The organism is Caulobacter endophyticus (assembly GCF_003116815.1).
GTDB classification, from domain to species: domain Bacteria; phylum Pseudomonadota; class Alphaproteobacteria; order Caulobacterales; family Caulobacteraceae; genus Caulobacter; species Caulobacter endophyticus.
In genome coordinates, this window is record NZ_QDKQ01000034.1 from 195050 (window position 1) to 217053 (window position 22004).

A 22004-nucleotide genomic window follows, 5' to 3' on the forward strand; every position below is an offset into this window, starting at 1 on the left:
CACCCCGCGCGCCGTCGCCTTTCTAGGCCTCGGCGCCATCTCTACCGCCCTCGCGGTCATCGTCTTCATCACGCAGGCCTGACATGGACATTCAACTCGCCTTCCAGAACGCCGACGTTCTCCGCGCCATCATCGCCGCCGGCCCGGGGATCCAGCTGGGTCAGCTGGCGGCCGACACCGACCGCGACCAATCCAACCTGCGCCGCACGATCGAGCGGATGGAGAAGGCGGGGATCGTCGCCCGCGAACCGGGTTCGCTTACGGTCGCCGACGCCGCCCTGCCGATCATCGCCGCCGCCGATATCGCCGAGGGCAAGGCTCCGCCGCCGCCCGCTGGCTTCACCTCGCTGTTCCACGCCCAGATCGCACCGGACCCGCTGAACCCCCGACGCGATCTGGACAGCGAGGAGTTCAAGGAGCAGCTGGACGAACTGCGCCAGGACATCCTCCAGAACGGCCTGCTTCAGAACCTGGTCGTGCGCCTGGCCGAGCCCTGCGCCTATGTGAAAGTGCTCGACGACAGCGGCAAGGAACTGCCGCTCTATCGCCTCGTCTCAGGCGAGCGCCGCTGGCGCGCCCTGCACGCGGCGATCGCGGACGGCGACTGGCCAGACGACCGACCGGTGCCGGTGCAGATCATCGAGACCGACGACCTGGGCCATCGCCTCCGCGCTTTCGCCGAGAACAAACAACGGCGTGACCTCTCTCCCGTCGAGGAGGCGCTGTTCTACAAGACGCTCCAGGACCGCGACGGCTGGACGACCGAGCAGATCGCCGAGCAGGCCACGGTCAGCCAGCGCCAGGTGCAGCTGCGCCTCCAGCTGCTGTCGCTCTCCGAGCGCGACCAGCAGCGCATGAGCTTGCCCAAGGAGCACCCCGATCACCTATCGGTGCGCGACGCCAAGAAGAAGCTGCAGGTCGCAAAGCCGGTCACCCTGGCCAAGCCGAGCGATCGCCCGGCGATCGAGCGCCTGATCCTGGCTGAGACCCTTTTGAAGTGCGCACGCGAGGGCAACTCTGACGGCTACTACAAGACCGAGATCGCGCACGACAACAGCCGCAACATTGTTGAAGGCGAGGCCCTGGCGTCGCTCAAGGCTCAATCCCTCGTCTATCCCAGCGGCCCCGACCTCCAGACCGGCCGGCACTCCTTGCAGGTCTACTACGCAGCACGCAACTGGCTGAAAGAAGCCTACCGAGACATCGAGGGTGAGCCCGGATCGGTGGAATATCTGTCAGCGGTCGTCACGAGCATCCTCATAGAGATCTTCGGGCCGGAGGAAGCGGCCGCCGTCACGACGGCGGGGACCTATAAGCTTAGCTGGTTGAACGGCCCATTCGAGCTTTCCGAGGAGGGCAAGCTGCGGCTTGCGGAGAGCGAGGCCAGAAAGGCCAAGCAGGAGGCCGAGGCCGCTGAACGGGCCAGCGAAAGCAAACGCCTTCTAGCCGCCGGCGCGACCGCTCAAGCGATTATGGAAGAGGTCGAGGCCTCGTTGGCGACGCGAACCGAGTTCGCCGCCGTCGACGGCCGACTGGCCCTCGTCATGGAAACCGCCGAGGCTCCACTCCCATGGGGGATGCGTGCCGACGGAGCCGTGGTCTCGGCCAACGGCTCCGTCGTTATCACCGGGAAGCTGGGCGCGGAGATGTCGAACGCCCGCCTGCGAGCCATGGTGGCCGGCCTGAACGCCGCCGCCGGGCTTCTGACGCCGCCCGAAGCGAGCACGGAGCGCATTTGGCCCCGCAGCGCTTTCGTGCAGGCCATGGCCGCCCACCTCGGCGACGGCGACGAGTTCATGCCGGAAGACCAGGCCGCCGCCTACGCCCGCGAAACGCTGGAGATCATGCTGAAGGGGCGAGGCGTTGTGTACGGCGCCGAGCCGATCACCTGGGACGGGGATCTCGCCGCCAGCCTGGTCGACGATCGGCTTGCCCAGCGCGGTCACTTCGAACCGGCGCTCTTCGATGAGGAGGCCTGATCCATGGATCCCCTCCTGACCGTCCTCGCCATCGCCGTGGTCGGCATCTGGGCGGCCGCTTCGGCCTACCTGCTCGATGTCGCCACCGAGGCCGCCGACCAGGAATGCCGCCCGCTGGACGCCTTCGACTGGCTCCAGATCGCCCTCGGGCCAATCACCTACATCACCATTCTGATGGAGAGCCGCCGTGACCGATAAGGCCAGCCTGAAGACCCTGCCGCTCGCCGAGGCCGTCCGCCAGGTCGCGGCCTGGATGGAAGACTGCGAAGATCTCCTCGGCTTGAAGCCCGACCGCGATCTTCCCCGGCCGCCCTTCCGCCTGGACGAGGCCTGGGTGGTCGTGCGCCTCGCCGCAGACCAACTGGCCGTGCCCACCAAGGGCGAAATCCCCCACCAGCTGGTCGGCATCGCCCAGCTCCTGGAGATCGAGCGCGGTCCCGACTTCCCCGCCCGCCGCGCCGTTCTGCTGGAAGCGGCCCGCCAGCTGTCGGTCGCCCTGGCGCTGACGGACGAGCACCGCGCCGCGCTCCGCATCCGGATCGGCAAGATCGTCGCGCCGTGGGCCTGGAGCCCCCTCGGCATCATCGAGCACCCCGAGCGCTCGCAGATCGCCCGAGACGAAGCGGTCGCGCAGGCCGACGAGATCCTGGGGGTGCTGGTCGCCATCACGGCTGCGCAGGTGCCGGCATGATGAAGTTGGACCACATCGTCGACGCCACGGTGGTCGAGTCTGAGAAGATCGCCGCCCAGGCGCAGACCGCAGGCGTGGGGCTCGGCTTCCCCACGCACGTCGCCGGCGTCCCTATCTTGCTCGACGCGCTCGCCATCGCCGCCGCCGAGATGATCGGCCCGATCGTTCCCGACACCGACGTGATCGCCACCGGGCGGCTCCTGGCCGAACAGTTCGGCGAGATGCTGGCCGTTCGCTGCGAGCAGGTCCGCGCGAGGGCAAGGGGCACGGCATGAGCAAACGCGATCGCATCGCAGCCCTGTGCCGCGCCCTGGCCGCCAAGACGGTGGCCAACGGCTGCACCGAGGCCGAGGCCCTGGCGGCCGCCGAGAAACTGGCCGTGCTCCTCGCCGAGCACAACATGGAGCTCGACGAGGCCGAGATGCGCGCGACGCCGATCGACCGCTTCACCGGCTCGGTGGGCAGCGAAGTCGGCGAGCGCCTGCCTCGCATCGCGACGGCGATCGGCCAGCTGACCGGCGCGACCAGCTGGCGCTCGCTGGCCGGCGTCTACCCGGTCCAGATCAACTTCTTCGGCCTGGAGCACGAGGTCCAGGTGGCGCGCTATCTGCTGGAGATCTGCGCCCGCGCTCTCCGCGACGCCTGCGAGCGGCAGAACCGCGATCTGGCGCTCCTCCGGCCGATCATCCGCCGCGCGAGGATGCAGGCCTATCTCGACGGCATGGCCGACCGCCTGGCCGAACGCATCCGCGCGATGAAGCCGCCGGCGCCCACCGGCACCGGCCTCGTCGTGCTCCGCAACCAGCTGGTCGACGCCGCGCTGGCCGAGGCCGGGATCCAGCTGCAGGACATGCGCCGCAGATCCAGCCGCGACTACGACCCGGCCTACGGCCACGGCCGCCTCGCCGGCGACGGCGTGTCGCTCAATGCCGGTGTCACTAGCCAGAACCCGCAGCGAGCCCTGCGATGACCACCGATCAGTCCCAGAACTTCGCCTATCTAGGCCCAACGACGGAGGCCCGCTTCGCCGCGGCCTTTGCCGTGGCGGCCGTCATCACCGCCAAAGCCGCCAGTGAACTGCTGGGGCTTGACGTCGAGACCCTGTCCGCGATGACTGACGACGGGGTAATCAGGGCTGTTCGCAAAGGCCGGGTGCGCTCCTATACCGAGCGGGATCTCCGCACCTACCTGATCGAGGGCCCTGATGCGCGCGCGGCGTCTGATCGAGAACCGAGGGCCAAGGCCGCGCCCGTCCGAACGGGAAAGGTCGTGCCATTCTCGGCCCGCAAGGGAGCCAAGGCCCGCTAGGCCTCGTACATGAGCGTTTATCTACCCAAGAAGAGCCGCTTCTACGCCTACGACTTCGTGAAGGGCGGCAAGCGCTACACCGGCTCCACCGGCGTCGAGACCCTGCGCAAAGCCCAGGAAGTCGAGCGCAAGATCCGCAACGACGTAGCCCTGGGCCTGCACGACACCCAGGCCGGCATGACCCTCGACCAGGGCGCCGGCCAGTGGTGGGCCGAAGTCGGCCAACACCTCGGCACAGCCGAGGACGCTGAGCGACGGATCGAGATCCTGCTACGGCTCATCGGCAAGGAAACCCGCCTCGTCGAGATCACCACGCGCACAATCGCCCGCGCGATCGAGAAGCGCCGTGGCGAGACCTACGCCAAGGGCAAGGACCGCCCCGGCGCCCCGGCCAAGCGCTATCCGATCTCCAACGCCACGGTGAACGCCGACATCATCGTCACCCTGCGCCGGATCCTGCGGCGGGCAGAGGTGGTGTGGGAGGTGAAGCCCATGCCCGCGATCGACTGGAAGGTGCTGACCCTGAAAGAGCCCGAACCGGAGATCCGGCTCTACACGGCCAAGCAGCGCGCGGCCTGGTCGGCCGGCTGCGATGTCGCCTGCCGCTTCCCGTTGAAGATGCTCATCCGTTACGGCCTGCGTCTCAACGAACTGTTCTTCCCGCCCGAGGCCTACCTGCCCGCCGATGAGGAGTTCGGCCCGCGCCTCGCCATCAACAAGCGCAAGCGCGGCGTCATGCTGCTGCCCCTGCGTGAGGACGACGCCCGCGAGATCGCCGCCCGCGTCAGCCGCGCCCAGGCGCTGGGCCTGGAAAGCATCTGGTACGAGGAAGAGGCCCAGCCGGCCCGTGGGCGCTACAAGGCCAAGAAGCCCGGCGACCCCATCACGTACTACGGCCTCGCCCAGCGGCTCAAGAACGGCGCCAAGCGGGCCGGCCTGAAGATGCCGCGCTTGATCCACGGCGCCCGCCACCACGCCGGCACCGTCATGCTCGGCAAGACGGGAAACCTGAAGCTCACCCAGCAGCTGCTAGGCCACGCCGACATCAAGTCGACGCTGCGATACGCCCACGCCCTGGAGAGCGACCTGCGCGCCGCGCTGGAAGACGACGGGCTGACCAAAGCTGCGCCGGGCAGCGCGCACGCCCGCCGCAAGGCCCGCTGACGCTCGTCGCTCAGTCCAACATGCCCATGGCCCGAGCTTCAGCTTCGACTGTAGCGTTGCCCCGGTAGTTGGCGTTGAGATAAATCGGGACCTTGAACGACACGCGGTGTGTATGTTCCGACTTGCTGGCGGCCACGTCCTCTATCCCTGCGGACCCGCCGAGCGACACCTTCAGGACAGAAGCGACTTTCAACTCCCCGCCGATTTTGGCGTCGCCGCGCTTGCGGGTCTCGCCATTCTCGCTCACGACAATCGAGACGTCGAAGTTGATCTCGTTCCGCTCCAGGACGTTCTTCTTATCTATGTCATTTGGGTTGACCGCAGCGTAGTTCCTGGCCCTCACTCGCGCCCGATCCACACCCAAGGCGATCTCGTACACCGTCGCCTCAATAAACTCGCTGAGAAGCAAGGCCCCCTCCATCCGCTCGTTGCCTTGGAAATCCTAGCGCATGGTCGACAGTCCCGGAATAGTCCCGGACTTCGGAGCCGCCGATCCAGCAAAGCCTTTATGGGTAAGGGCTTTGCTGGGCTAGACCGCCGTCTTCCTAAAGCGAAGGTCGGGGGTTCGAGTCCCTCCCGGGCCGCCATGCGGCTTTGTCGTTGTCGGCACAAGTTAGAACTGTCCCGATTCCAAGCTAAGACTGTCAAAAATGCGACTCAATCGCATTTAGGTGGGCGTAGCCGCCTTGAGAGCTTCCATGAGCCCACAAGGTCTGGAAACTCGGAAAGCTTGAAGCTGACAAATTTTGAAGGCATACGTTTTCTACGGCCACTGGCCGCGGGACCATGGTCCTTGCCCCGCAAGGGGTGACAAGGCCCGGCGGCAACGCCGGGCTTTTCATTTGTTGACGCCGTATTGCCCCGGCTCAGCCATCCTGACGCCCGCTACGCGCCAACAGCCGACGTTGGCGCACCTCCGGTTCCCGGACACTCAGTTGCAGTCGTAGTCGAATGACTACGGCAACCCTCTCGACACCGTGGCATACGAGCGCTACCGCGACTTTAAGCGTTGTCGTGACAAATGCGGTGATTGCGCAGGGTTCCTCGGCGAGGCTAGTTAGGAGACCGAAAGAGGCGATGATGTTGTTCTGGTTGCATTCGCCTTCTCAAAGACTCGACCCAGAGCTTCAGCGCAGGCATGCTCGCGTTCCGATGGGGGATACGTTCAGCAGTTTAACGGTAGCAACGCCTGGCCAGTCTGGCTGGTCGGCGGACAGCTATTTCGCGTCGGGTGACCAGGCATGAGGTTTCGCGTTACCGCTCGCACAATCCTCCACCTCGGGTCCGACCTTATCAGTTCTGACGGCGTAGCTTTCTATGAACTAATCAAGAACGCACTCGACGCTAGGTCTCCCGAAGTCCGGGTTGACGTTATCAGCCGCCTCCCATTCGAGGTGTATGATGAGATCTTGCGCGAGCTAGGCGAACGGCGTGAACCGAACGAGCGCGGAATCATCGCTGGCGCACCGGGCTCACGAACCTGGAGGCATTTGCGAGACCTAGCTCTCTCCGCCGTTGATGTAGAGGCACCTCAAGCCGACGAACTGATCGAACAGCTCCGTGGTGCAGACACAAAACGAGATTTCGTCGCGGCATTCCGCGAAGCAAACAAAATTGAGATCGACGACGACGGCGACGGGATGAGCGCCGATACCCTGGAAGAGGTTTACCTGACGATCGGTACCGGCAACCGCGCGCGAGAGCGCGAGCGCCTTCTTGCGGCCGGCCAAGCCGATGAAGAAAGGGTAATTCTTGGCGAAAAGGGCCTGGGCAGGCTTTCTGCAATGCGTCTCGGCGACTACCTCCAAGTAGTGACTGCCACTGCAGATGACCATCATTGGAATGTTCTGGAAATTGACTGGAACAAATTCGCAGATGCAGCCGACAATGATATCTCTTCAATTGATATCGAGCCAGAGGAAGGCGCTGATAAATCGTCAGATCGCCAAGGCACGCTTATTAGGATTGCCTCCCTAACCTCCGCGTGGACTCACGATAAACTAGAGGCCCTTGCACGCGATCATTTTTCAAAGCTGGTTGACCCATTTAGCCACCGATCACTGCCGCTAAAATTGGCCTTTAATGGCATCGCGGTGGAAATCCCGCCGTTCGCAACATTTATATTAGACCATGCTCACGGCGTATTTAACGCCGAGCTCACCTTCGACGAAGAAGGCCACCCCACCCTGTCCGGGTCTATGAACTATAGACTAAGAAACCGCCGCAGGCCTTTTAACTTCAGAGGCGTAGAAATTGCCTCGTTCGCCGGGGATGCTTCAGGTGAAACCCTCCGACGGATGGGCCCCTTCACTCTGGAAGTCTATTGGTTCAATCGACGCGTTCTTAAGAAGATCGACGGCATTGGTGACCTGGCGGCAGTTCGCAGACTCCTCGCCAGCTGGGCGGGCGGCGTCGCGCTTTATCGCGATGGCTATCGAGTCAATCCATACGGGGGACCAAAGGATGACTGGCTGAGCCTCGATCAAGATGCCTTCTCCACCAGTGGATTTAAGTTAAATCGTGGTCAAATTGTAGGCCGCGCCCTTATATCCAAGAGCGAAAACAAATACCTCGTAGATCAGTCAAATCGCGAGGGCCTTAAGGACACGTCGGAAAAGGACGCTTTCGTTGCGATACTTTCCGCGATCATGGAATTTTTCCGAGGCTTCGTAGTTGAGGTCGACGAAGAGTTCGCAAGGGCAAATCGGGTTGAGGCCGCCGACACTCTTGAGCGGTTCCGCCAGGAGGACGCGCGCCTCGAAGAGATCATGCCCGCCCTCCTATCGCTGCTGGGCGCTACATCTGAGGGCAAGAAGCTTTCCAGCCGCCTACGCAATGCTATCGGCACACTTCGCGAGGCAGCGTCTGAAGTCGAAGCAGCAGCGAAGGCTCAAGAGCAGGAACGCAATCGCGTAATGCACCTCGCGAGCGTCGGGTTACTGATCGAAATCCTTGCCCACGAACTCTATCGAGCAACGGCCGGCGGCTTGAGGACGATTGCTAGCGCGCGTGCATCCCGAGACCCCAAATCGACGAACACTCAACTTCGCGTTCTCGACGCACAGCTTAGGACGCTGCAGAAGCGCCTAAAGGTTCTCGATCCCCTTTCAACAAATGCTCGACAGACAAAAGAGGATTTTGAAATCGTCGAGTGGACCAGGGATATTGTTGAGAGCTTCTCCTCTCAAAATTCCCGATCGAACATTGCGTTTGAAACAATCTCAAGACCAAACGGAGCAAGGCGGCAAATTCGAGCCGTCAAGGGCATGTTTGTGCAGATTATCGAGAACTTGCTCTCAAACTCGGTATATTGGGTCAAGCAGCAAAATAAATACGATCGAGGTGGTTCTGTGCCTGGGGGCGACGAACCCATTGGCACAATAACCGTGCTGGTCGAACCCGCAGAAGGCCGCATCTCGGTTATCGATGATGGACCAGGCATACCCGAAGATCGGCGAGAAATAGTCTTCCAGCCGTTTTTCACAACTAAGAAGCAAAAGCAGGGCCGCGGCCTAGGTCTATACATATCAAGAGAACTCGCAGCCTACCATGGCGCTAGCCTGACCTTGGGCGATGCTGACGAAGATGGCTATATTCACTCAGTTATTCTGGAACTTGGACCCAATGAGCACTCCTGAGCAAGTCGCCGTTGCTCCGAAGCCGAAGTTTGGCGCGATCGCAATGATCGACGACGGACTGCAGCCGATGCGTTTTGACCTGATCCCTGAATCTGAACGGGAAGCCGTCCGCGCTCTTCTCAAAGACGCCGATGTGCTCGAGGATCTCGCGATGCGAGGAATGGACGCCAGCGCGGTTGGCGCTGCCCCAGACGACGCAATTGACGCCCTCACAAATCCCGCCCTTGGCCACGGCCTAGCCTATGCGAAGATCAGCGACGTGTCGGCTAGCACCGTCCGAATGATCGACCGACGCCAGATGATGCGCCAGATCGCGGATTCGATACGAAACACCGATGGCTGTGAAGTTAAGGAGTTAGGGCCGGATGACGATCTTGCCGACATTGCGAGGTTCGACGTCGTTTTCATTGACTACTATTTAGACGATATGGAGACCGACGGGACGCGAGCGGAGCAGATCGCGACGAACGTCCAAGGCCTTCGCAAAGAAGGGCAACGTCAGCAAATCGTGCTTATGTCCACATTTGAGGGCGTAAGGGCTATGCGCTCACAGTTTCGGAAGACCGCGAGCATCGACGCCGCTTCCTTTGCGTTCGTTGCCAAACGCGACCTGGACGAGGATTGGAAGGTCAAAGCCCACCTTGAGATGCTGGCTCGCGGAATGCAGCACTCATCCACCCTCGGCGACTACATTTCAGCAGTGAAGAAAAGCGCCCGAGATGCTGCTGAGACACTTTCCGCCACGATCGACGATCTCGATATTGGTGACTTCGCCTACATACAACGGATTGCTCTACATGCGGATGGACACCCGCTTGGGGACTACCTGTCATGGCTTCTATCATCTCACTTGTCTACGATCGCCTTTGAAGGCGAGTTGAGAGAGAAGCAGCGCCTAGTTGATGCAATGGAATTCGAGGACGGGCCGCTGAGTCCGTCAGAGCCATCAACTGCAGTTGCCGCCCTCTATCACGACGCGCTTTTCGCCAGGAATCTGGGCCCACTCAGCGGTCATCCACGCGCTGAGCCTGGCTCAGAACTTGCAAATGTGCCATTTGTTCAACTTGGAGACGTATTTCTCACAGACGACAAGTCTCGGGCAGTCGTCGTGCTAAGCCCCGATTGCGACCTAGCCTTTTCTACTCATGAGAAGAGGCAGCCTGATCTAAACCTCGGCGTCATTCTCGTTTTTGGTGACCCGAACTCCGTAACGAGTGAGATTGGGGACGAAGTCAACTCGTCGACCGAAGGCATGCTGCACGACACTGAAGTCTACAGAATAGATTGGCGTTTCAATACATTTCAAACAGTTCGCTTGGGCGATCTTCAGGAATTCTTGAATTCTCTGAACTTTGATGTTTCGAAGCGCGACCGACTGAGGCCGATCTATTCCCTTAAGCTGCAACATGAATTGGGCAGCCACCTCATGCGCGTGGGCCCCCCGGTCATGCCTCCAGTCGCACGGCACGCAAAGAGCAAAATACATTATCGGCGCGCCGACGAAGTAGTCACGGAAGACCTAAACACAGACGATCTCGTAATTGCACATTTTAAGAGGCAGTCGAAGGTACGACTAACCCCGTCTCTTGTGTCGAAACTTAAGCATGCCTGCGGCGAAGTTAGAGACGACCTGGCCGTAAAACTCGAAACGATGCCTACTAATGACGATAAGGAACGCAAGGCAAAGCGTGATTCTGCTTCTAAGGTCGAGGCGCTCGAGAATCAGATCCGTGGTTCTGATGTATGGACGGGCCTGCTTGGTGACCACCCGTTGCCCGCAGTAGGCCAAAGCGCTCGCCTACGCGGTAGCATATATCTGGCCACGGCAGGCGGGTGGACGTTCCCGAACCCGCAGGCAGTCATGCTGGTGGTCGGCGAAGAGACTGCGGACGGTTCCGCGGAAACGTCCGCCACCGAAGACGCCCTCTCTACTGAAGCCGAAGTATCAGAACGTCACGCAGACCAGAGCCGCGAAGATGAGCCACTCAAGCCGGCAAAGGTTGAGCGCGTGGCTGCGGCGAAAGTTGGAAAGGCGAAGAAGGAACGCCCGTGAGCACCGGCTATAGCGACGCAACGTAGCCTCCAGCGAGCGGTGTTCGCAAAAAGCCGCTCGTCCGTGTCAGCATGTCGAAGGTAGGATGAGCACCCGATCGCAACTCGCTCGGAGCGTCAAAGGTGACGCTGAGGCGCGACTGTTTGCTGGTGTTGGACGACAATGAACCTGCCCGTCTATCTCGATCATCATGCGACTACGCCGGTGGACCCTCGGGTCGTGAATGCGATTGTCGGTTCGATGACGGTAGGCTTCGGCAATCCCAACTCCGTCGATCACTCCTTCGGCCACGACGCAGCCCGAGCGATCGACATCGCTGCTCAGCACGTTTCACGGCTGGTCGGCGGAGAGAGTGACCATGTTCGCTTTACCTCTGGCGCATCAGAGGCTTTGCGCTTCGCGCTAGCTTACGCGGCTGCACGCGTCCCTGGACGCCCGCTTCGGGTCGCCTCATCCGCGGTCGAACATCCTGCACTCATCGAGGCGCTGGAAATGGGTGAGCGAGCTGGGGCGATGACGGTGACTTGGCTGCCGGTCAATGAACACGCGCGCATCTCCCTCGAGATCGTGGCACGCACGTTGGCGCGTGAGGTTGATTTGCTGTGCGTCATGGCAGCCAACAACGAAGTCGGCACTTTGCAGCCCGTAGCGGCGATCGCTGACCTGGCCCGCGGCGCGGGAACCGATCTGCTGGTCGATGCCACTCAGGCAGCGGGGAAAATCCCCCTCCAAGTCGACGATTGGGGGGTGGAGTACATGGTACTCAGCGCTCACAAGATCTACGGCCCCAAGGGCGTCGGCGCCCTGGTCTCGCCGGCGGTATCGACCGATCCGTTACCCCCTGGCTTCGATGTTCACGAATCGACGCCCAATGTCCCAGGCATCGTGGGCATGGGTGAGGCCAGCAAGATCGCTAAGGCTGAAATGGCATCCGATGGAGTGCGTATCGCGGCTCTACGCGACCGCCTCCAAGAGCGTCTACTCGCGACCATCCCAGGCTTGGTCGTGAACGGCGATATCGCTAACCGCTTAGCTGGCAACTTGCACGTATCGATCCCTGGCGTGCCCAACGACGCCGTCGTCGCCAACGTCCGCCACGCCGTCGCCTTATCCACAGGTGCGGCTTGCGCCTCGGGTGCTGACGCCCCGTCTCACGTTCTTCGCGCCATGGACATTGCCGACTGGCGGCAGCAGGGCGCACTGCGTATGAGCGTGGGCCGTTTCACCACGGAAGATGAAGTCGATCGTGCGGCCGCGGCGCTGGAAGTTGCCGTCGGCATGGTCAAGCACAGCATGCAGGCGTTTGGATGAACCAGTCGATCGTTGAGCCCCCCGTCGGCAAACAGCCGCGTTTCTCGGGCCACGAAAGCTTCGCATGTCGCTACGCTTGGCTGCCCAAGGCGTACCTCAAGCTGAAGGAGGACCCCGACCTCTTCCACGAGGACGAAAACGCCATGCTGCAGCTTGGGCTGGGCAAGAACATGGTTCGATCGTTGAAGTTCTGGGTCGAGGCTGTGGGAATGGCCACGCCGGTCGGTCGCACCCGGACCATGGCGATCACCCAGTTCGGTGACGATCTCTTCGCAGAAGACGGCGTTGATCCGTTCATCGAGGATCCGAAAACCCAGTGGCTCTTGCACTGGAAGTTGGCCTCGCACCACCAGGCGCCGCTGTTCGCCTGGGAATTCCTAATTGGGCGCTGGCCATTCCCTGAGTTCACCCGCTCTGAGGCCATGAAGGCCTTCAAGCGGGAGTCGGAGAAGCTCGGCGCCTCGCACTCTGACGTAACTCTGGGCCAGCACCTGGACGTCTTCATGCACACCTATCTGCCCACCCGGAGCGGCGTGGGCGTGGGCATCGAAGACTCTCTGGACGGTCCTCTGGTTGATCTGAACTTCGTGACGACCATGGGCATGCGTCAGATTGATGAGCGGACGAAAGAGCCGATCTTCGCCTTCCGTCGCGAGGAGAAGCCTGAGATCACCGACGCCCTCTTTGACTACTGCATCATGGACTACTGGGATCGCTTCAGCCCGCAGGAAAGTACCCTGCCCTTCCGCACGGTGGCATCGGCTCCTTCAAGCCCGGGCCAAGTCTTCAAACTTACCGAGGACGATGTGCGCGCCCGTTTGGAAGAAAGACGCGGCGATGGCCGCGAAGCACCGTACAGTTTCCAAGCGTCGGCGGTGCAAGGGATGTTGACCCGCAATGAGCGCCCGCCAAAGTTGACTCTGGCGCAGGTATACGAGCGAGACGATCACGATGGCTAAGGCCTCGGCGGCGACACCGATCGCCAACCTTTTCCATATTCCCTCCCGCTTCTTGCGGTCGGTGCAGCTCGAGCGCGACTTCTTCGATCCGACGGCGCTGGACAACTACATCGTCACGCCGGTGATGACCGAAGCTTTCAAGCGCCTGGCCGCCGGCCTGGGCGAAGGCTCGGGTCGCCGCGCCTGGCGCGTGACCGGCGACTACGGCGTGGGCAAGTCGTCCTTCGCCCTCGTTCTCGCCAATCTCCTCGCCTCGCCGCAGAACCCTAAAGTCACCGAAATCGCTGACGCGATGAACTGGCCCCTGGACCATCAGGCAGGCAAGTTCTGGCCGGTGCTCGTCACCGGTGCGCGCGAAGGTATCGTCGGTTCGATTGCCCGGGGCTTGAGCGAGTGCCTTCGCCGGCGCCTGCCCGCCAAGGGGAAAGCCCCTCAAGCCCTCACCCGCCTGATCGAGCAAGCCGAAGCTGTACAGCACTCAGGCGATCCGATCGCGCTGGAAGCTTTGCTGAACAACATCCGCGACGAGGCCGCCAGCCAAGAGGCCGGCGTTCTCTTGATCGTCGATGAGATGGGCAAGCTTTTGGAATACGCTGCGCAAGGCGCCGGCGTTGAAGACGTGTTTGTCCTTCAGCGGCTTGCGGAAATGGCCGCCCGTAGCAGCTCCAAGCCGTTCCTCTTCCTAGGCCTACTACACCAGGGCTTCCAAGCTTACACCGAACGCCTCCCCACCATGGTTCGCCAGGAATGGGACAAGGTCGCCGGTCGCTTCGAGGAGATCGTCTTCGATCAGCCTCTGGCGCATACCGCTGCCCTCGTGGCGGGCGCGCTGGGTGTTCGTACGGGCGAATTGCCCTCTGCAGTCAACGCCGCGGCACAGACGACCGCCAAGGCCACGGCGACAATGGGCTGGCTGAGTGGAGCAACGACGGTCGCCACTTCTTTGCAGACGGCGGCGCTCTACCCCATTCACCCAACCCTCCTGCCGCCACTCGTTCGCTTTTTTGCGCGCTACGGTCAGCACGAACGCTCGCTGTTCGGCTTCTTGCTATCCTCCGAACCGTTTGCGCTTCAGGCCTTTGCCGCCCAACCGGCCAGCGACAAGACTTGGTACGGCCTAGCCGAGTTCTACGACTATGTCCGCACTGTCTTTGGTCACCATCTTAGCGGCGGCAGCTTCGTCTCCTACTGGGTCCGGATCGCCGCCACGGTCGACACCGCACAAGATCTCTCCTCCTTGGAGTTGCGGGTTCTAAAGACCGTCTCCATCCTCAATCTTCTCGACGCCGAAGATCTGACAGCGACTGACCAGGCGATCCTGGCCTGCCTGTCGCCAAGCGCGAAACGCGACGTCGAAGCGGCTTTGACGACCCTCATCGATCGCGGCCTGCTCTTCCGGCGTGGCGCCGCAGGCGGCTATCGTCTATGGCCCAATTCAAGCCTCAACCTCCTGGAGGTGGTCTCCACTGCTGATCGCGTGATCGGCCGGCTTGAGACTGTGGCCCCCCATCTTGAGCCCTTCCTGGAACGCGAACCGCTTCTCGCCCGCCGGCACTATGTCGAACGCGGCACAATGCGGTTCTTCGAGGTCCGGTACGCCGCCTTTGATCAGCTTGAACGCGTCGCCGCCAAGCCGACCGAAGCCGATGGCCTGGTGCTCATCGCCTTGGCCGACACCGAGGCCGACCGCGCCCAGGCGCTGGTCGCGGCCAAATCGGATGCGCTGACAGGTCGTGAAAGCCTAGTCGTCGGTGTGGCTCAGCCTCTTTTGGGCTTGGCGAGCGAACTTCATGACCTCAAGCGCTGGCAATGGGTCTCCGATCATACTCCAGAGCTCAATCACGACACCTACGCACGCGCCGAGGTCGATCGTCAGTTGGCCGCCGCGCGCCGAGCCCTAGTTCGCCGACTGGGCGTTGGATCGGCTCTGCGCCAGCGCGGTCAGAGTTCGATTACCTGGCTCCATCAAGGTGAGACCCTTGCGACGCCGCAAGGCCTATCCACCGCCATCTCGAACCTGTGCGATAATCTTTTCCGCGACGCGCCGCGCGTCGCCAATGAACTGCTTAACCGCAACACCCTGAGCAGCCCTGCCGCGGCCGCTCGGATGCGGCTCATCGAGGGCATGTTCAACACGCCTGAAGCGCCGTTCTTCGGCATCGATCAGGACCGCGCGCCGCCGGAAAAATCGATGTACCTGTCGGTGATCAAGAAGGGGAAGTTGCACGAGCAAGGCGGTGACGATCGCTTCGTGCTTTCCTTGCCAGACCCTGCGCAGGACGAGCTGCGGCTCACGCCGGTGATCAACGAGATCATCAACATGCTCGAAACGAGCCTGGGCGAACGCGTGCCCGTCACCAAGATCTTCGAAAAGATCGCCGGCGGCCGATATGGCGTTCGGGCTGGGCTGGCGCCCATCCTGTTGGCGCTGGTCGTGAAGGTTCGCCAACACGAACTGGCCATCTACGAAGACGGCACCTTCCGCGCCTCATTCAACGGTCAGGACTTCGTCCGCCTGATCAAGGCGCCGGCCAGCTTCGACCTGCAGCATTGCCGCCTGGAGGGCGTGCGGGCTGAGGTCTTTAGCCGGCTGGCTGTCGCCTTCACCCATCCTGACAAGGTCAAGACGCCCCAGATCCTGGATGTGGTTCGCGAGCTGTGCAAATTCGCCGCTCAGCTCCCCGAATACACGCGCAAGGCCGGAAGCCTGCAGCCGTTCGTCGCCAAGGTTCGCGACACCCTTCTCACGGCCACAGAGCCCTCCACCATGCTTTTCCAAGCGCTACCGGTGGCCTGCGGCCTAGAGCCGTTCACCACGGAGCAGACCAGCTCCCCGGAGCGCGTCACTCAGTTCCTGGAACGCCTCCAAGAGGCGATGGAAGAGCTACGAGCTGACTATCCACGCCTGCTTAAGCGCTTCATCGACACCGTCGCCGAGGTCGTGTCGCCCGACGCACCTCAGTTTGACCGCGGGACCTTGGCTTCGCGCGCCGCGCGCGTGGGCCTGGCCGCCAAGCTGCCGCGCCTCCGAACCTTCGCCAATCGCCTTCGCGACCCTGGCACGTCAGATGAGTCCTGGGCCGAGGCCCTTGCGAGCTTCATCATCTCCAAGCCGCCCGCGCGCTGGAGCGCCGGCGATGAGGAACGCTGCCTGCTGGAACTGGCGAGCCTTGGCGAGCTGTTCCACCGGGTAGAATTCACGGCCTTCGACAAGAAGGGTGATCAACGCGGCGAGGACGCTCTGCGCATCAACCTCACCCGTGCAAACGGCATCGACCGTGTTCAGGTGATCACCGACAGTCAGCTTGACCCCAAGCAACAGGCCGTGTTCGAGGAAGTTCGCAAGTTCCTGCCCAACGGCAAGGATGAGCGCCTGCAATTCCTCACCAAGTTGCTGTGGGATGAGTTGTCCGTGACCAGTACGGACGATCAGCTCACCACGCCGACTGATTTGCGTTCGGGAGCTAAGAGCGCATGAGCCAGCCGGTAACGACCTACACCCACGCCTCGTCGGCGATGGGCCAAGAGCCCCGTCATATCCTTAGCTTGTCGGGCGGCAAGGATAGCGCGGCCTTGGCGATCTATCTGCGCGATCGCATCCCGCAGATCGAATACATCTTCCACGACACCGATAAGGAGCTGGAAGAGACCTACGACTACATCCATCGGCTTGAGGCCATTCTGGGCAAGCCGATCGTTCGCACCACGCCTGAGGACTCGTTTGATCACTGGCTGAAGGTCTATCGCGGCATGTTGCCGTCGAACCACCGCCGCTGGTGCACCAAGATGCTGAAGCTCAAGCCCTTCGAGGCCTATGTCGGCGACGGTCCGGTGATCAACTACGTCGGCCTGCGCGCCGATGAGAACCGCACTGGCTACATCAGCACCAAGCCAAACATCCTGGCGGTCTACCCCTTCCAAGACGACGGCCTGGTCCGCGCCGACATCATCCGGATCCTGGAAGATTCCGGCTTGGGCCTACCGCCCTACATGGATTGGGGGCGCTCGCGCTCGGGCTGCTATTTCTGTTTCTACCAGCAGAAAATCGAGTGGGTTCGGCTGCTGGAAAAGCACCCGAAGTACTTCGCTCTCGCCATGGAATACGAGGAAAAGGCCGTCCTGCACGGCGAGCAGTTCTACTGGTGCAAGAACGAGCCCCTCCGCGAACTGGCCAAGCCCGAACGTGTTCAGGCCATCAAGGACAACTGGGAAACGGCTGAGGCCCGCCGCCGCAAAGCGCGCAAGAACATCTCGCTCGCAGAAACCCTAGGCGGCCTTGAGCCAGAGGACGACCCGCACCTTCGCGATGGCTGCCTGGTCTGCTCGATCTAGCGCGCCAGCGCCCGCGCCGCTTCTTTAAGCGCCGCCAAAGGCGCGATGACGAACTCGCCACCGATCGACCATCCTTGAGCGTCGGCGTGGTCCAGGAGCGCGCGCTCCGCATCGTGAGCCGCCTGTGCGCCCGGATGGGGATACTCGGCGATCACCGACCACGACAGCGCGCTCGTGGGCGGATACCCCGCGCTCAGCTCGGCGATACGTCGCCGCGTATCTGAGGACCGGCCAATCTTGGCGACCACATGGCCGACGGGCACCGGCCGGCCGGGGAAGAGCGCGCTGATCGGCGCATTCCACTCAAGAAGATAGACGATGGTCTCACCGTCCTCCCGGTTGGCCGCGTAGCCGCCAAACGACGGCGCAGGTCCCCGAGAGCTGCGAGGATTGGGCGCAAAGACTCCGGGCATCGGCATCCCGGCCAGGATGCGCGCCACTTCTCCGGCGAGATCATCAGGGCGATCGGCGTAGCGGGTCCACACCTCAGCATTCAGCTGGCCGGCGTTGCGTAATCCCGCACGTCCGCTTTTCAGGAATTCAGGATCTTGCTGTCCCAGGTTTCGCAGCTTCATCGCCACACCAACCGGATTGCGGTAGGTCGGCGAGCGAGCGAGCCCCCGGAACTCGGCCATGGCGTTCAGTTGGCGCGACAGCATCACGACCGCCTCATGGCTCTTGTCGGCCTGCGGAGCCCGACGATAGAGATCCAGCAGCAAGATCATCTCGTCGAGCGTCCAAGGCGGATTTCGCAAGGGCGCCAGGTCCGCCGGCGACGTGCTCGACAGGTCCGCCATTGATCGCTGCTCCTAACCGGGAGAGACTCAAGGCCATGCAGACCGACTCAAACGATCGGAAGCCGCAGGTGGCCGCCAAAGAGGACCTTATCTACGAGCAGCGAAGCAACGAGTTTCGATCGCTCAACACCTTCTTCTGGCAGATCCCGTTGATCATGATGACCCTGAATGGGGGTCTATGGTTTTCGGTCGCCACGCTCGAAGTCGATCCGATCGTCCAAAGCTGCATGCTCTGGTTTGCCGCCGCCGCCAACTTCGTCATGATCGCCGCGCTCTGGCGCCTGCGTGATGTCATGGGCGAGTTGCTCGCCGGCATTCGTGAATACGAAGGTCGGCCCGCGCCCCAGGCGGACCGGATCATTCTATGGCTGTTTTGCGGGGTGTTTTTCGTCGCGGGGGCCGGCGCCTTTGTCGCCGGCTTCGCGCCGAGCACACACTTCTTGAAGGCCGCTAATGCGGCTAAGGCGCTAAAGACTGCAAGTCAGCCGCCACAGGCGGCTCCGACCGCGCCCGCGCGCGTCGTCGGCTCAGCACCGGTGCCTGCGCCTGCGCCGAACCCAAGTTTGGCCCAGGTCAAATGATTGCTAGCGCCGCCTTCTACGATCCTCGGGCCGACCAATTTGGCGAACGCTACGCCAGCGCACGCTTCGAAGATGTGCATCGCGGCTTACTGCGCCATCTTCCACAGACGGGCGCAGCCATTGCCGATATCGGAGCTGGGAGCGGGCGTGACGCCTATGCAATGGCGGCGCTTGGCTATCAGGTCACGGCAGCCGAACCTTCGAGCGGCATGCGAGATTGGGCCATGTCCAGCCACGCGCCGGCTGAAGTGCGCTGGATCGATGATGCACTTCCAACCTTAGCTCTGCTGCGGTCCGAGAAGCGGATCTTCGACTTTGTGCTTTGCTCGGCGGTGCTCATGCACCTGCCAGCCTCGGCGCTTGGAGGCTGTTTCTCAGCCCTTGGCGCGATCACCGCAGCCACCGGCAAAGTGGCAATATCCGTCCGCGCCCCTACGCCGACCGATCCCAAGCAAATCTTTCACGCTCACACCGCCTCGGCTCTCAAAACCGCCGCTTCTAGCGCCGGCCTGACGCTGATCGATCACGGAGAGAGCGTCGACGTCCTGGGACGCGACGTTGTGAAGTGGCGATGGATGGTATTTCAGAACGGGGAGATCGCTTAGAAATTTTTGTCATCCAGAAGCTGAAACGATGAAAATTTCACTAGCTACGCACGAACAATCTTGCAGATTTCAAATCCAGGTCGCATCATGTCTGCAAGTTTCGCAGGCGGAGTGCCCTATCATGCGATTTTCCATCCCAGGCGACGTTCTCCGACACGCGCGCGAGCAGGCCGGCGTCAAGCAAAGCGCCCTTGCCAAGACCCTCGACACCAACGGGACGTTTGTCTCCCGCCTGGAGAAGGGCGGCGCGGTCGATCCTACGTTCGCCGTGCGCTACCTGCAGGCGCTTGCCTCGCCCGTCGCCGAGGAAGTGTTGGAGTTCTACGGGCGCAGCTGGGTCAAGCTTGACCCTCCGTCGTTCCTTCATCCCGATCGCGAACATCTCTGGCGCGTCGAGGAGACGCTGCAGACGCTGGAGGCCTTCGAGCAATCCCCGCAAAACCACCCGATCCTAGCGCCGACGATCACCGCCCTGCGCGATGACCTGTCTTTCGTGCTGCGTTATCTGGAGCGGCTCGACCACGTCATCGCCTGGGTCGGCGATATCGGGGTGGGTAAAACCACCGCGCTGGCTCACGCCGCCCGCCTGGTCTCGCCTGACGCCAAGGGCCAGCTAAGGTCGGTGTTCCCCGTCGGCTCCGGCCGCATCACCGTTTGCGAGACGGTCATCAAGACCGCTCCAGCCTTTGGCGTCGCGGTTGAACCTCTCGCTGAAGACGCGATCCGGGATCTTGTTCAGGATCTGGTCCAGGGTGTCGCGGGCGGCCAGTCGGCTGTGCCGGCGGAAATCGCCAGGGTCCTGCGCAACCTCTCGGGCTTCCGGGCGCCCAAGGTCATGGTTGGCGACGACTTCGAAACCCAAGATTCCATCGCCATCGCCCTGGCCGGTGGCGAAGAACCCGCCACTTTGACCGACAAGATCATCGCCGCGATGGACCTCCCATCGCGGCGGGAGACGTCCCTGGCGCTTTCGGAAGACAGCGAAGACGGTCTGCAATGGCTCTCGCGCACGATCGCAAAGATCAATAGCGGCCAGGACCCAAGGTTCTCCGTTCCTCGCCGGATAACGGTGCTGGTGCCGTCCGACAGCCTCAAAGCAGCCGGTGATCTCAGCATCGTCGACACCAAGGGTGTGGAAACGATCACCCAGCGGCCGGATCTGCGCGGCTACATCGACGACGTGCGGACCCTGGTGGTCTTGTGCACGAAGTTCCCTGACGCGCCGAACGCGACCGTCCAGCGCGTGTTGCGGGAAAACGAAGAGGCCGGCTCAGACGCGGCCGAGCGCCAGCGCGTCGCCATGTTGGTGCTACCGCGCGGCGACGAGCCGCTACAGGTCTCGAACGAAGGCGAACCGGCAGAGTCTCGAGCGGTCGGTTGCGCCGTCCGTCGCGATGAAATTCGCCAGGCGCTTTCAGGCGCCGGCCTGCCCAAGATCAACGTCAGCTTCTATGACGCCCACCTGGACCGCCCAGAGGTCGTCTGGGCCTCTCTGCGCGACCAGATCTCCCTGATGCGCGGCGTCTATGTTGGCCGCCTGGACCGAAGCGTTCGCGCGGTCAACGAGATGGTCGCCAACGTGGACCTGGTGAAAACCCGCGGCGCGCGCAAGAGCATCGAGAATGCCTTCGACCGACTCATCGAGCGTGTCCAGGTCCTGCCCAACGTCCGACGCCCGGCCCACCAGAACCTGATCGATCAACTGACCGCTAGCCACCAAAGCTCGGTGGCAGCCTCCATGGCCAGGCGCGGCGACTGGCAGAACTTCTCGGTGCTGCACATCTTGGGCGTAGGCGTGCGCCAAGACGCCAATCTTCGCTCCAGCGATCATTTCGGCCGCATAGAGCACGCGCTCGAGGACGCTGAGCAAGAATATGCCGATCTGCCTGACGTGCGAGCCGTGATTAGCAGCCTTAGGGACCGCCTAGCCAAGTGGCGCCAAGACTTCCTCACCCAGACCCTGTCGATCGGCAGCGACGCGTTCAAACTGACTTTGCAGAACCAGCCCGGCCTTTGGACAGAGTCCACCGGGCGGTATGGGACTGGCGTGCCCGGGTACAAGAAGGATCTGGCTGTCATTTGGCAGGACTTCTTCCAAACCGCAGCGCCCGATGACGCCCGCGCTGCGGTCGAGGCGCGCCTCGCCGAAGCCTGGCTCTCGACCATTGTCGAACCGCTCCGCGCTGCGACCCGGGCTGTAGCCGAAGACTAGATGTCGCAGCTTGAGTCCGCTTCCTTTTTTGCCTTTGCGGCAGTCAGGAAGCGGACTCTTTAAAGTTCAGACATGAGTCAAAACACGTCCGAACAGGGATCCCCACACACGAGTTCGGCGAAAACATCTGAATTTATAGCGCCCAAAATTCACAAAATTTGCAAAACACAGCAGCCACACAAGTCGCCAAATCGCGAAAACTCAAAATACAAAACCCTTATCCACAAATACAAATATAATCATTTAAATATGGAATATGTTCCATATTACAAAAATTCCACCAGCCACTCACCACAACAACACGCACGTGCCCCACATCTACTGAATCAGCATGATGGGCGACTTGATTAATCAAAAATTCGGTGAATGATCGA

General features: G+C 62.0%; 18 protein-coding genes. 16 read left to right on the forward strand and 2 right to left on the reverse strand.

The genetic code is table 11. From position 1 onward, the window contains the following. Window positions 1-83 precede the first annotated feature (83 nt). The 7 genes from DDF67_RS09655 to DDF67_RS09685 are packed head-to-tail and all read left to right on the forward strand — an operon-like array spanning window position 84 to window position 5142. A complete protein-coding gene (locus DDF67_RS09655) occupies window positions 84-1979 on the forward strand; it encodes a ParB/RepB/Spo0J family partition protein (RefSeq protein WP_109100670.1) in 1896 nt (631 codons plus the stop codon). Window positions 1980-1982: 3 nt separating this feature from the next. Beyond that, a complete protein-coding gene (locus tag DDF67_RS09660) occupies window positions 1983-2177 on the forward strand; it encodes a hypothetical protein (RefSeq protein ID WP_109100671.1) in 195 nt (64 codons plus the stop codon). Then, the gene (locus DDF67_RS09665) at window positions 2167-2670 is read left to right on the forward strand and encodes a hypothetical protein (RefSeq protein WP_109100672.1); all 504 of its coding nucleotides are present in this window, start codon (window positions 2167-2169) and stop codon (window positions 2668-2670) included. The genes DDF67_RS09660 and DDF67_RS09665 overlap by 11 nt, the downstream gene beginning before the upstream one ends. Continuing rightward, complete coding sequence (locus tag DDF67_RS09670) at window positions 2667-2945, forward strand: hypothetical protein (RefSeq protein WP_109100673.1); 279 nt, start codon at window positions 2667-2669, stop codon at window positions 2943-2945. Before DDF67_RS09665 ends, DDF67_RS09670 begins: the two co-directional genes overlap by 4 nt. Further along, entirely contained in the window at window positions 2942-3640 is a 699-nt protein-coding gene (locus DDF67_RS09675; protein ID WP_109100674.1) for a DUF7168 domain-containing protein, read from the forward strand. The genes DDF67_RS09670 and DDF67_RS09675 overlap by 4 nt, the downstream gene beginning before the upstream one ends. Next, window positions 3637-3978 (forward strand): helix-turn-helix domain-containing protein, encoded by a 342-nt coding sequence (locus DDF67_RS09680; protein ID WP_109100675.1) that lies wholly within the window; start codon window positions 3637-3639, stop codon window positions 3976-3978. The genes DDF67_RS09675 and DDF67_RS09680 overlap by 4 nt, the downstream gene beginning before the upstream one ends. A gap of 9 nt (window positions 3979-3987) precedes the next feature. Next, window positions 3988-5142: a tyrosine-type recombinase/integrase gene (locus DDF67_RS09685; protein ID WP_109100676.1), complete on the forward strand. Its 1155-nt coding sequence runs from the start codon at window positions 3988-3990 to the stop codon at window positions 5140-5142. A gap of 10 nt (window positions 5143-5152) precedes the next feature. Here DDF67_RS09685 and DDF67_RS09690 read toward each other — a convergent pair whose 3' ends face one another. After that, a complete protein-coding gene (locus tag DDF67_RS09690) occupies window positions 5153-5551 on the reverse strand; it encodes a hypothetical protein (protein WP_146197992.1) in 399 nt (132 codons plus the stop codon). Between the two features lie 1000 nt (window positions 5552-6551). Here DDF67_RS09690 and DDF67_RS09695 point away from each other — a divergent pair. From DDF67_RS09695 to DDF67_RS09715, 6 genes are all read left to right on the forward strand, one after another. Beyond that, complete coding sequence (locus tag DDF67_RS09695; RefSeq protein WP_158278021.1) at window positions 6552-8780, forward strand: sensor histidine kinase; 2229 nt, start codon at window positions 6552-6554, stop codon at window positions 8778-8780. After that, window positions 8716-10833, forward strand: coding sequence for a hypothetical protein (locus DDF67_RS25300; protein ID WP_146197993.1), 2118 nt, complete (start codon window positions 8716-8718; stop codon window positions 10831-10833). Before DDF67_RS09695 ends, DDF67_RS25300 begins: the two co-directional genes overlap by 65 nt. Window positions 10834-10995: 162 nt before the next feature. Further along, window positions 10996-12144 carry a cysteine desulfurase family protein gene (locus DDF67_RS09700; RefSeq protein ID WP_109100679.1) on the forward strand — a complete coding sequence of 383 codons (1149 nt, stop codon included), beginning with the start codon at window positions 10996-10998 and terminating at the stop codon, window positions 12142-12144. Continuing rightward, window positions 12141-13103, forward strand: a complete 963-nt coding sequence (locus DDF67_RS09705; protein ID WP_109100680.1) for a DUF4007 family protein — start codon at window positions 12141-12143, stop codon at window positions 13101-13103. The genes DDF67_RS09700 and DDF67_RS09705 overlap by 4 nt, the downstream gene beginning before the upstream one ends. Then, window positions 13096-16581 carry a hypothetical protein gene (locus DDF67_RS09710; RefSeq protein ID WP_109100681.1) on the forward strand — a complete coding sequence of 1162 codons (3486 nt, stop codon included), beginning with the start codon at window positions 13096-13098 and terminating at the stop codon, window positions 16579-16581. Before DDF67_RS09705 ends, DDF67_RS09710 begins: the two co-directional genes overlap by 8 nt. Beyond that, on the forward strand, window positions 16578-17435 hold the full coding sequence (locus tag DDF67_RS09715; protein WP_199229199.1) for a phosphoadenosine phosphosulfate reductase family protein: 858 nt from the start codon (window positions 16578-16580) through the stop codon (window positions 17433-17435). Before DDF67_RS09710 ends, DDF67_RS09715 begins: the two co-directional genes overlap by 4 nt. Here the strand turns inward: DDF67_RS09715 and DDF67_RS09720 are convergent. Then, window positions 17432-18232, reverse strand: a complete 801-nt coding sequence (locus DDF67_RS09720) for a GIY-YIG nuclease family protein (RefSeq protein WP_109100682.1) — start codon at window positions 18230-18232, stop codon at window positions 17432-17434. The two genes, DDF67_RS09715 and DDF67_RS09720, sit on opposite strands and share 4 nt — an antisense overlap. A 35-nt stretch (window positions 18233-18267) precedes the next feature. Here DDF67_RS09720 and DDF67_RS09725 point away from each other — a divergent pair, with 35 nt between their 5' ends. The 3 genes from DDF67_RS09725 to DDF67_RS09735 all read left to right on the forward strand — a co-directional run bounded on the left by DDF67_RS09725 (window position 18268) and on the right by DDF67_RS09735 (window position 21630). Then, window positions 18268-18813, forward strand: a complete 546-nt coding sequence (locus DDF67_RS09725; RefSeq protein ID WP_109100683.1) for a hypothetical protein — start codon at window positions 18268-18270, stop codon at window positions 18811-18813. Further along, window positions 18810-19418: a class I SAM-dependent methyltransferase gene (locus DDF67_RS09730; protein ID WP_109100684.1), complete on the forward strand. Its 609-nt coding sequence runs from the start codon at window positions 18810-18812 to the stop codon at window positions 19416-19418. Before DDF67_RS09725 ends, DDF67_RS09730 begins: the two co-directional genes overlap by 4 nt. Window positions 19419-19539: 121 nt before the next feature. Further along, window positions 19540-21630, forward strand: coding sequence for a helix-turn-helix domain-containing protein (locus DDF67_RS09735; RefSeq protein ID WP_158278022.1), 2091 nt, complete (start codon window positions 19540-19542; stop codon window positions 21628-21630). Window positions 21631-22004 lie beyond the last annotated feature (374 nt).

Excerpts from the sequence above, each read along its gene's own strand:
- DDF67_RS09725 (WP_109100683.1), top strand. The coding sequence starts at position 18,268 with ATGCAGACCGACTCAAACGATCGGAAGCCGCAGGTGGCCGCCAAAGAG.
- DDF67_RS09680 (WP_109100675.1), top strand. The coding sequence starts at position 3,637 with ATGACCACCGATCAGTCCCAGAACTTCGCCTATCTAGGCCCAACGACG.
- DDF67_RS09710 (WP_109100681.1), top strand. The coding sequence starts at position 13,096 with ATGGCTAAGGCCTCGGCGGCGACACCGATCGCCAACCTTTTCCATATT.
- DDF67_RS09685 (WP_109100676.1), top strand. The coding sequence starts at position 3,988 with ATGAGCGTTTATCTACCCAAGAAGAGCCGCTTCTACGCCTACGACTTC.
- DDF67_RS09670 (WP_109100673.1), top strand. The coding sequence starts at position 2,667 with ATGATGAAGTTGGACCACATCGTCGACGCCACGGTGGTCGAGTCTGAG.
- DDF67_RS09715 (WP_199229199.1), top strand. The coding sequence starts at position 16,578 with ATGAGCCAGCCGGTAACGACCTACACCCACGCCTCGTCGGCGATGGGC.
- DDF67_RS09675 (WP_109100674.1), top strand. The coding sequence starts at position 2,942 with ATGAGCAAACGCGATCGCATCGCAGCCCTGTGCCGCGCCCTGGCCGCC.
- DDF67_RS09660 (WP_109100671.1), top strand. The coding sequence starts at position 1,983 with ATGGATCCCCTCCTGACCGTCCTCGCCATCGCCGTGGTCGGCATCTGG.
- DDF67_RS25300 (WP_146197993.1), top strand. The coding sequence starts at position 8,716 with ATGCTGACGAAGATGGCTATATTCACTCAGTTATTCTGGAACTTGGAC.
- DDF67_RS09655 (WP_109100670.1), top strand. The coding sequence starts at position 84 with ATGGACATTCAACTCGCCTTCCAGAACGCCGACGTTCTCCGCGCCATC.
- DDF67_RS09730 (WP_109100684.1), top strand. The coding sequence starts at position 18,810 with ATGATTGCTAGCGCCGCCTTCTACGATCCTCGGGCCGACCAATTTGGC.
- DDF67_RS09705 (WP_109100680.1), top strand. The coding sequence starts at position 12,141 with ATGAACCAGTCGATCGTTGAGCCCCCCGTCGGCAAACAGCCGCGTTTC.
- DDF67_RS09720 (WP_109100682.1), bottom strand. The coding sequence starts at position 18,232 with ATGGCGGACCTGTCGAGCACGTCGCCGGCGGACCTGGCGCCCTTGCGA.
- DDF67_RS09735 (WP_158278022.1), top strand. The coding sequence starts at position 19,540 with ATGCGATTTTCCATCCCAGGCGACGTTCTCCGACACGCGCGCGAGCAG.
- DDF67_RS09700 (WP_109100679.1), top strand. The coding sequence starts at position 10,996 with ATGAACCTGCCCGTCTATCTCGATCATCATGCGACTACGCCGGTGGAC.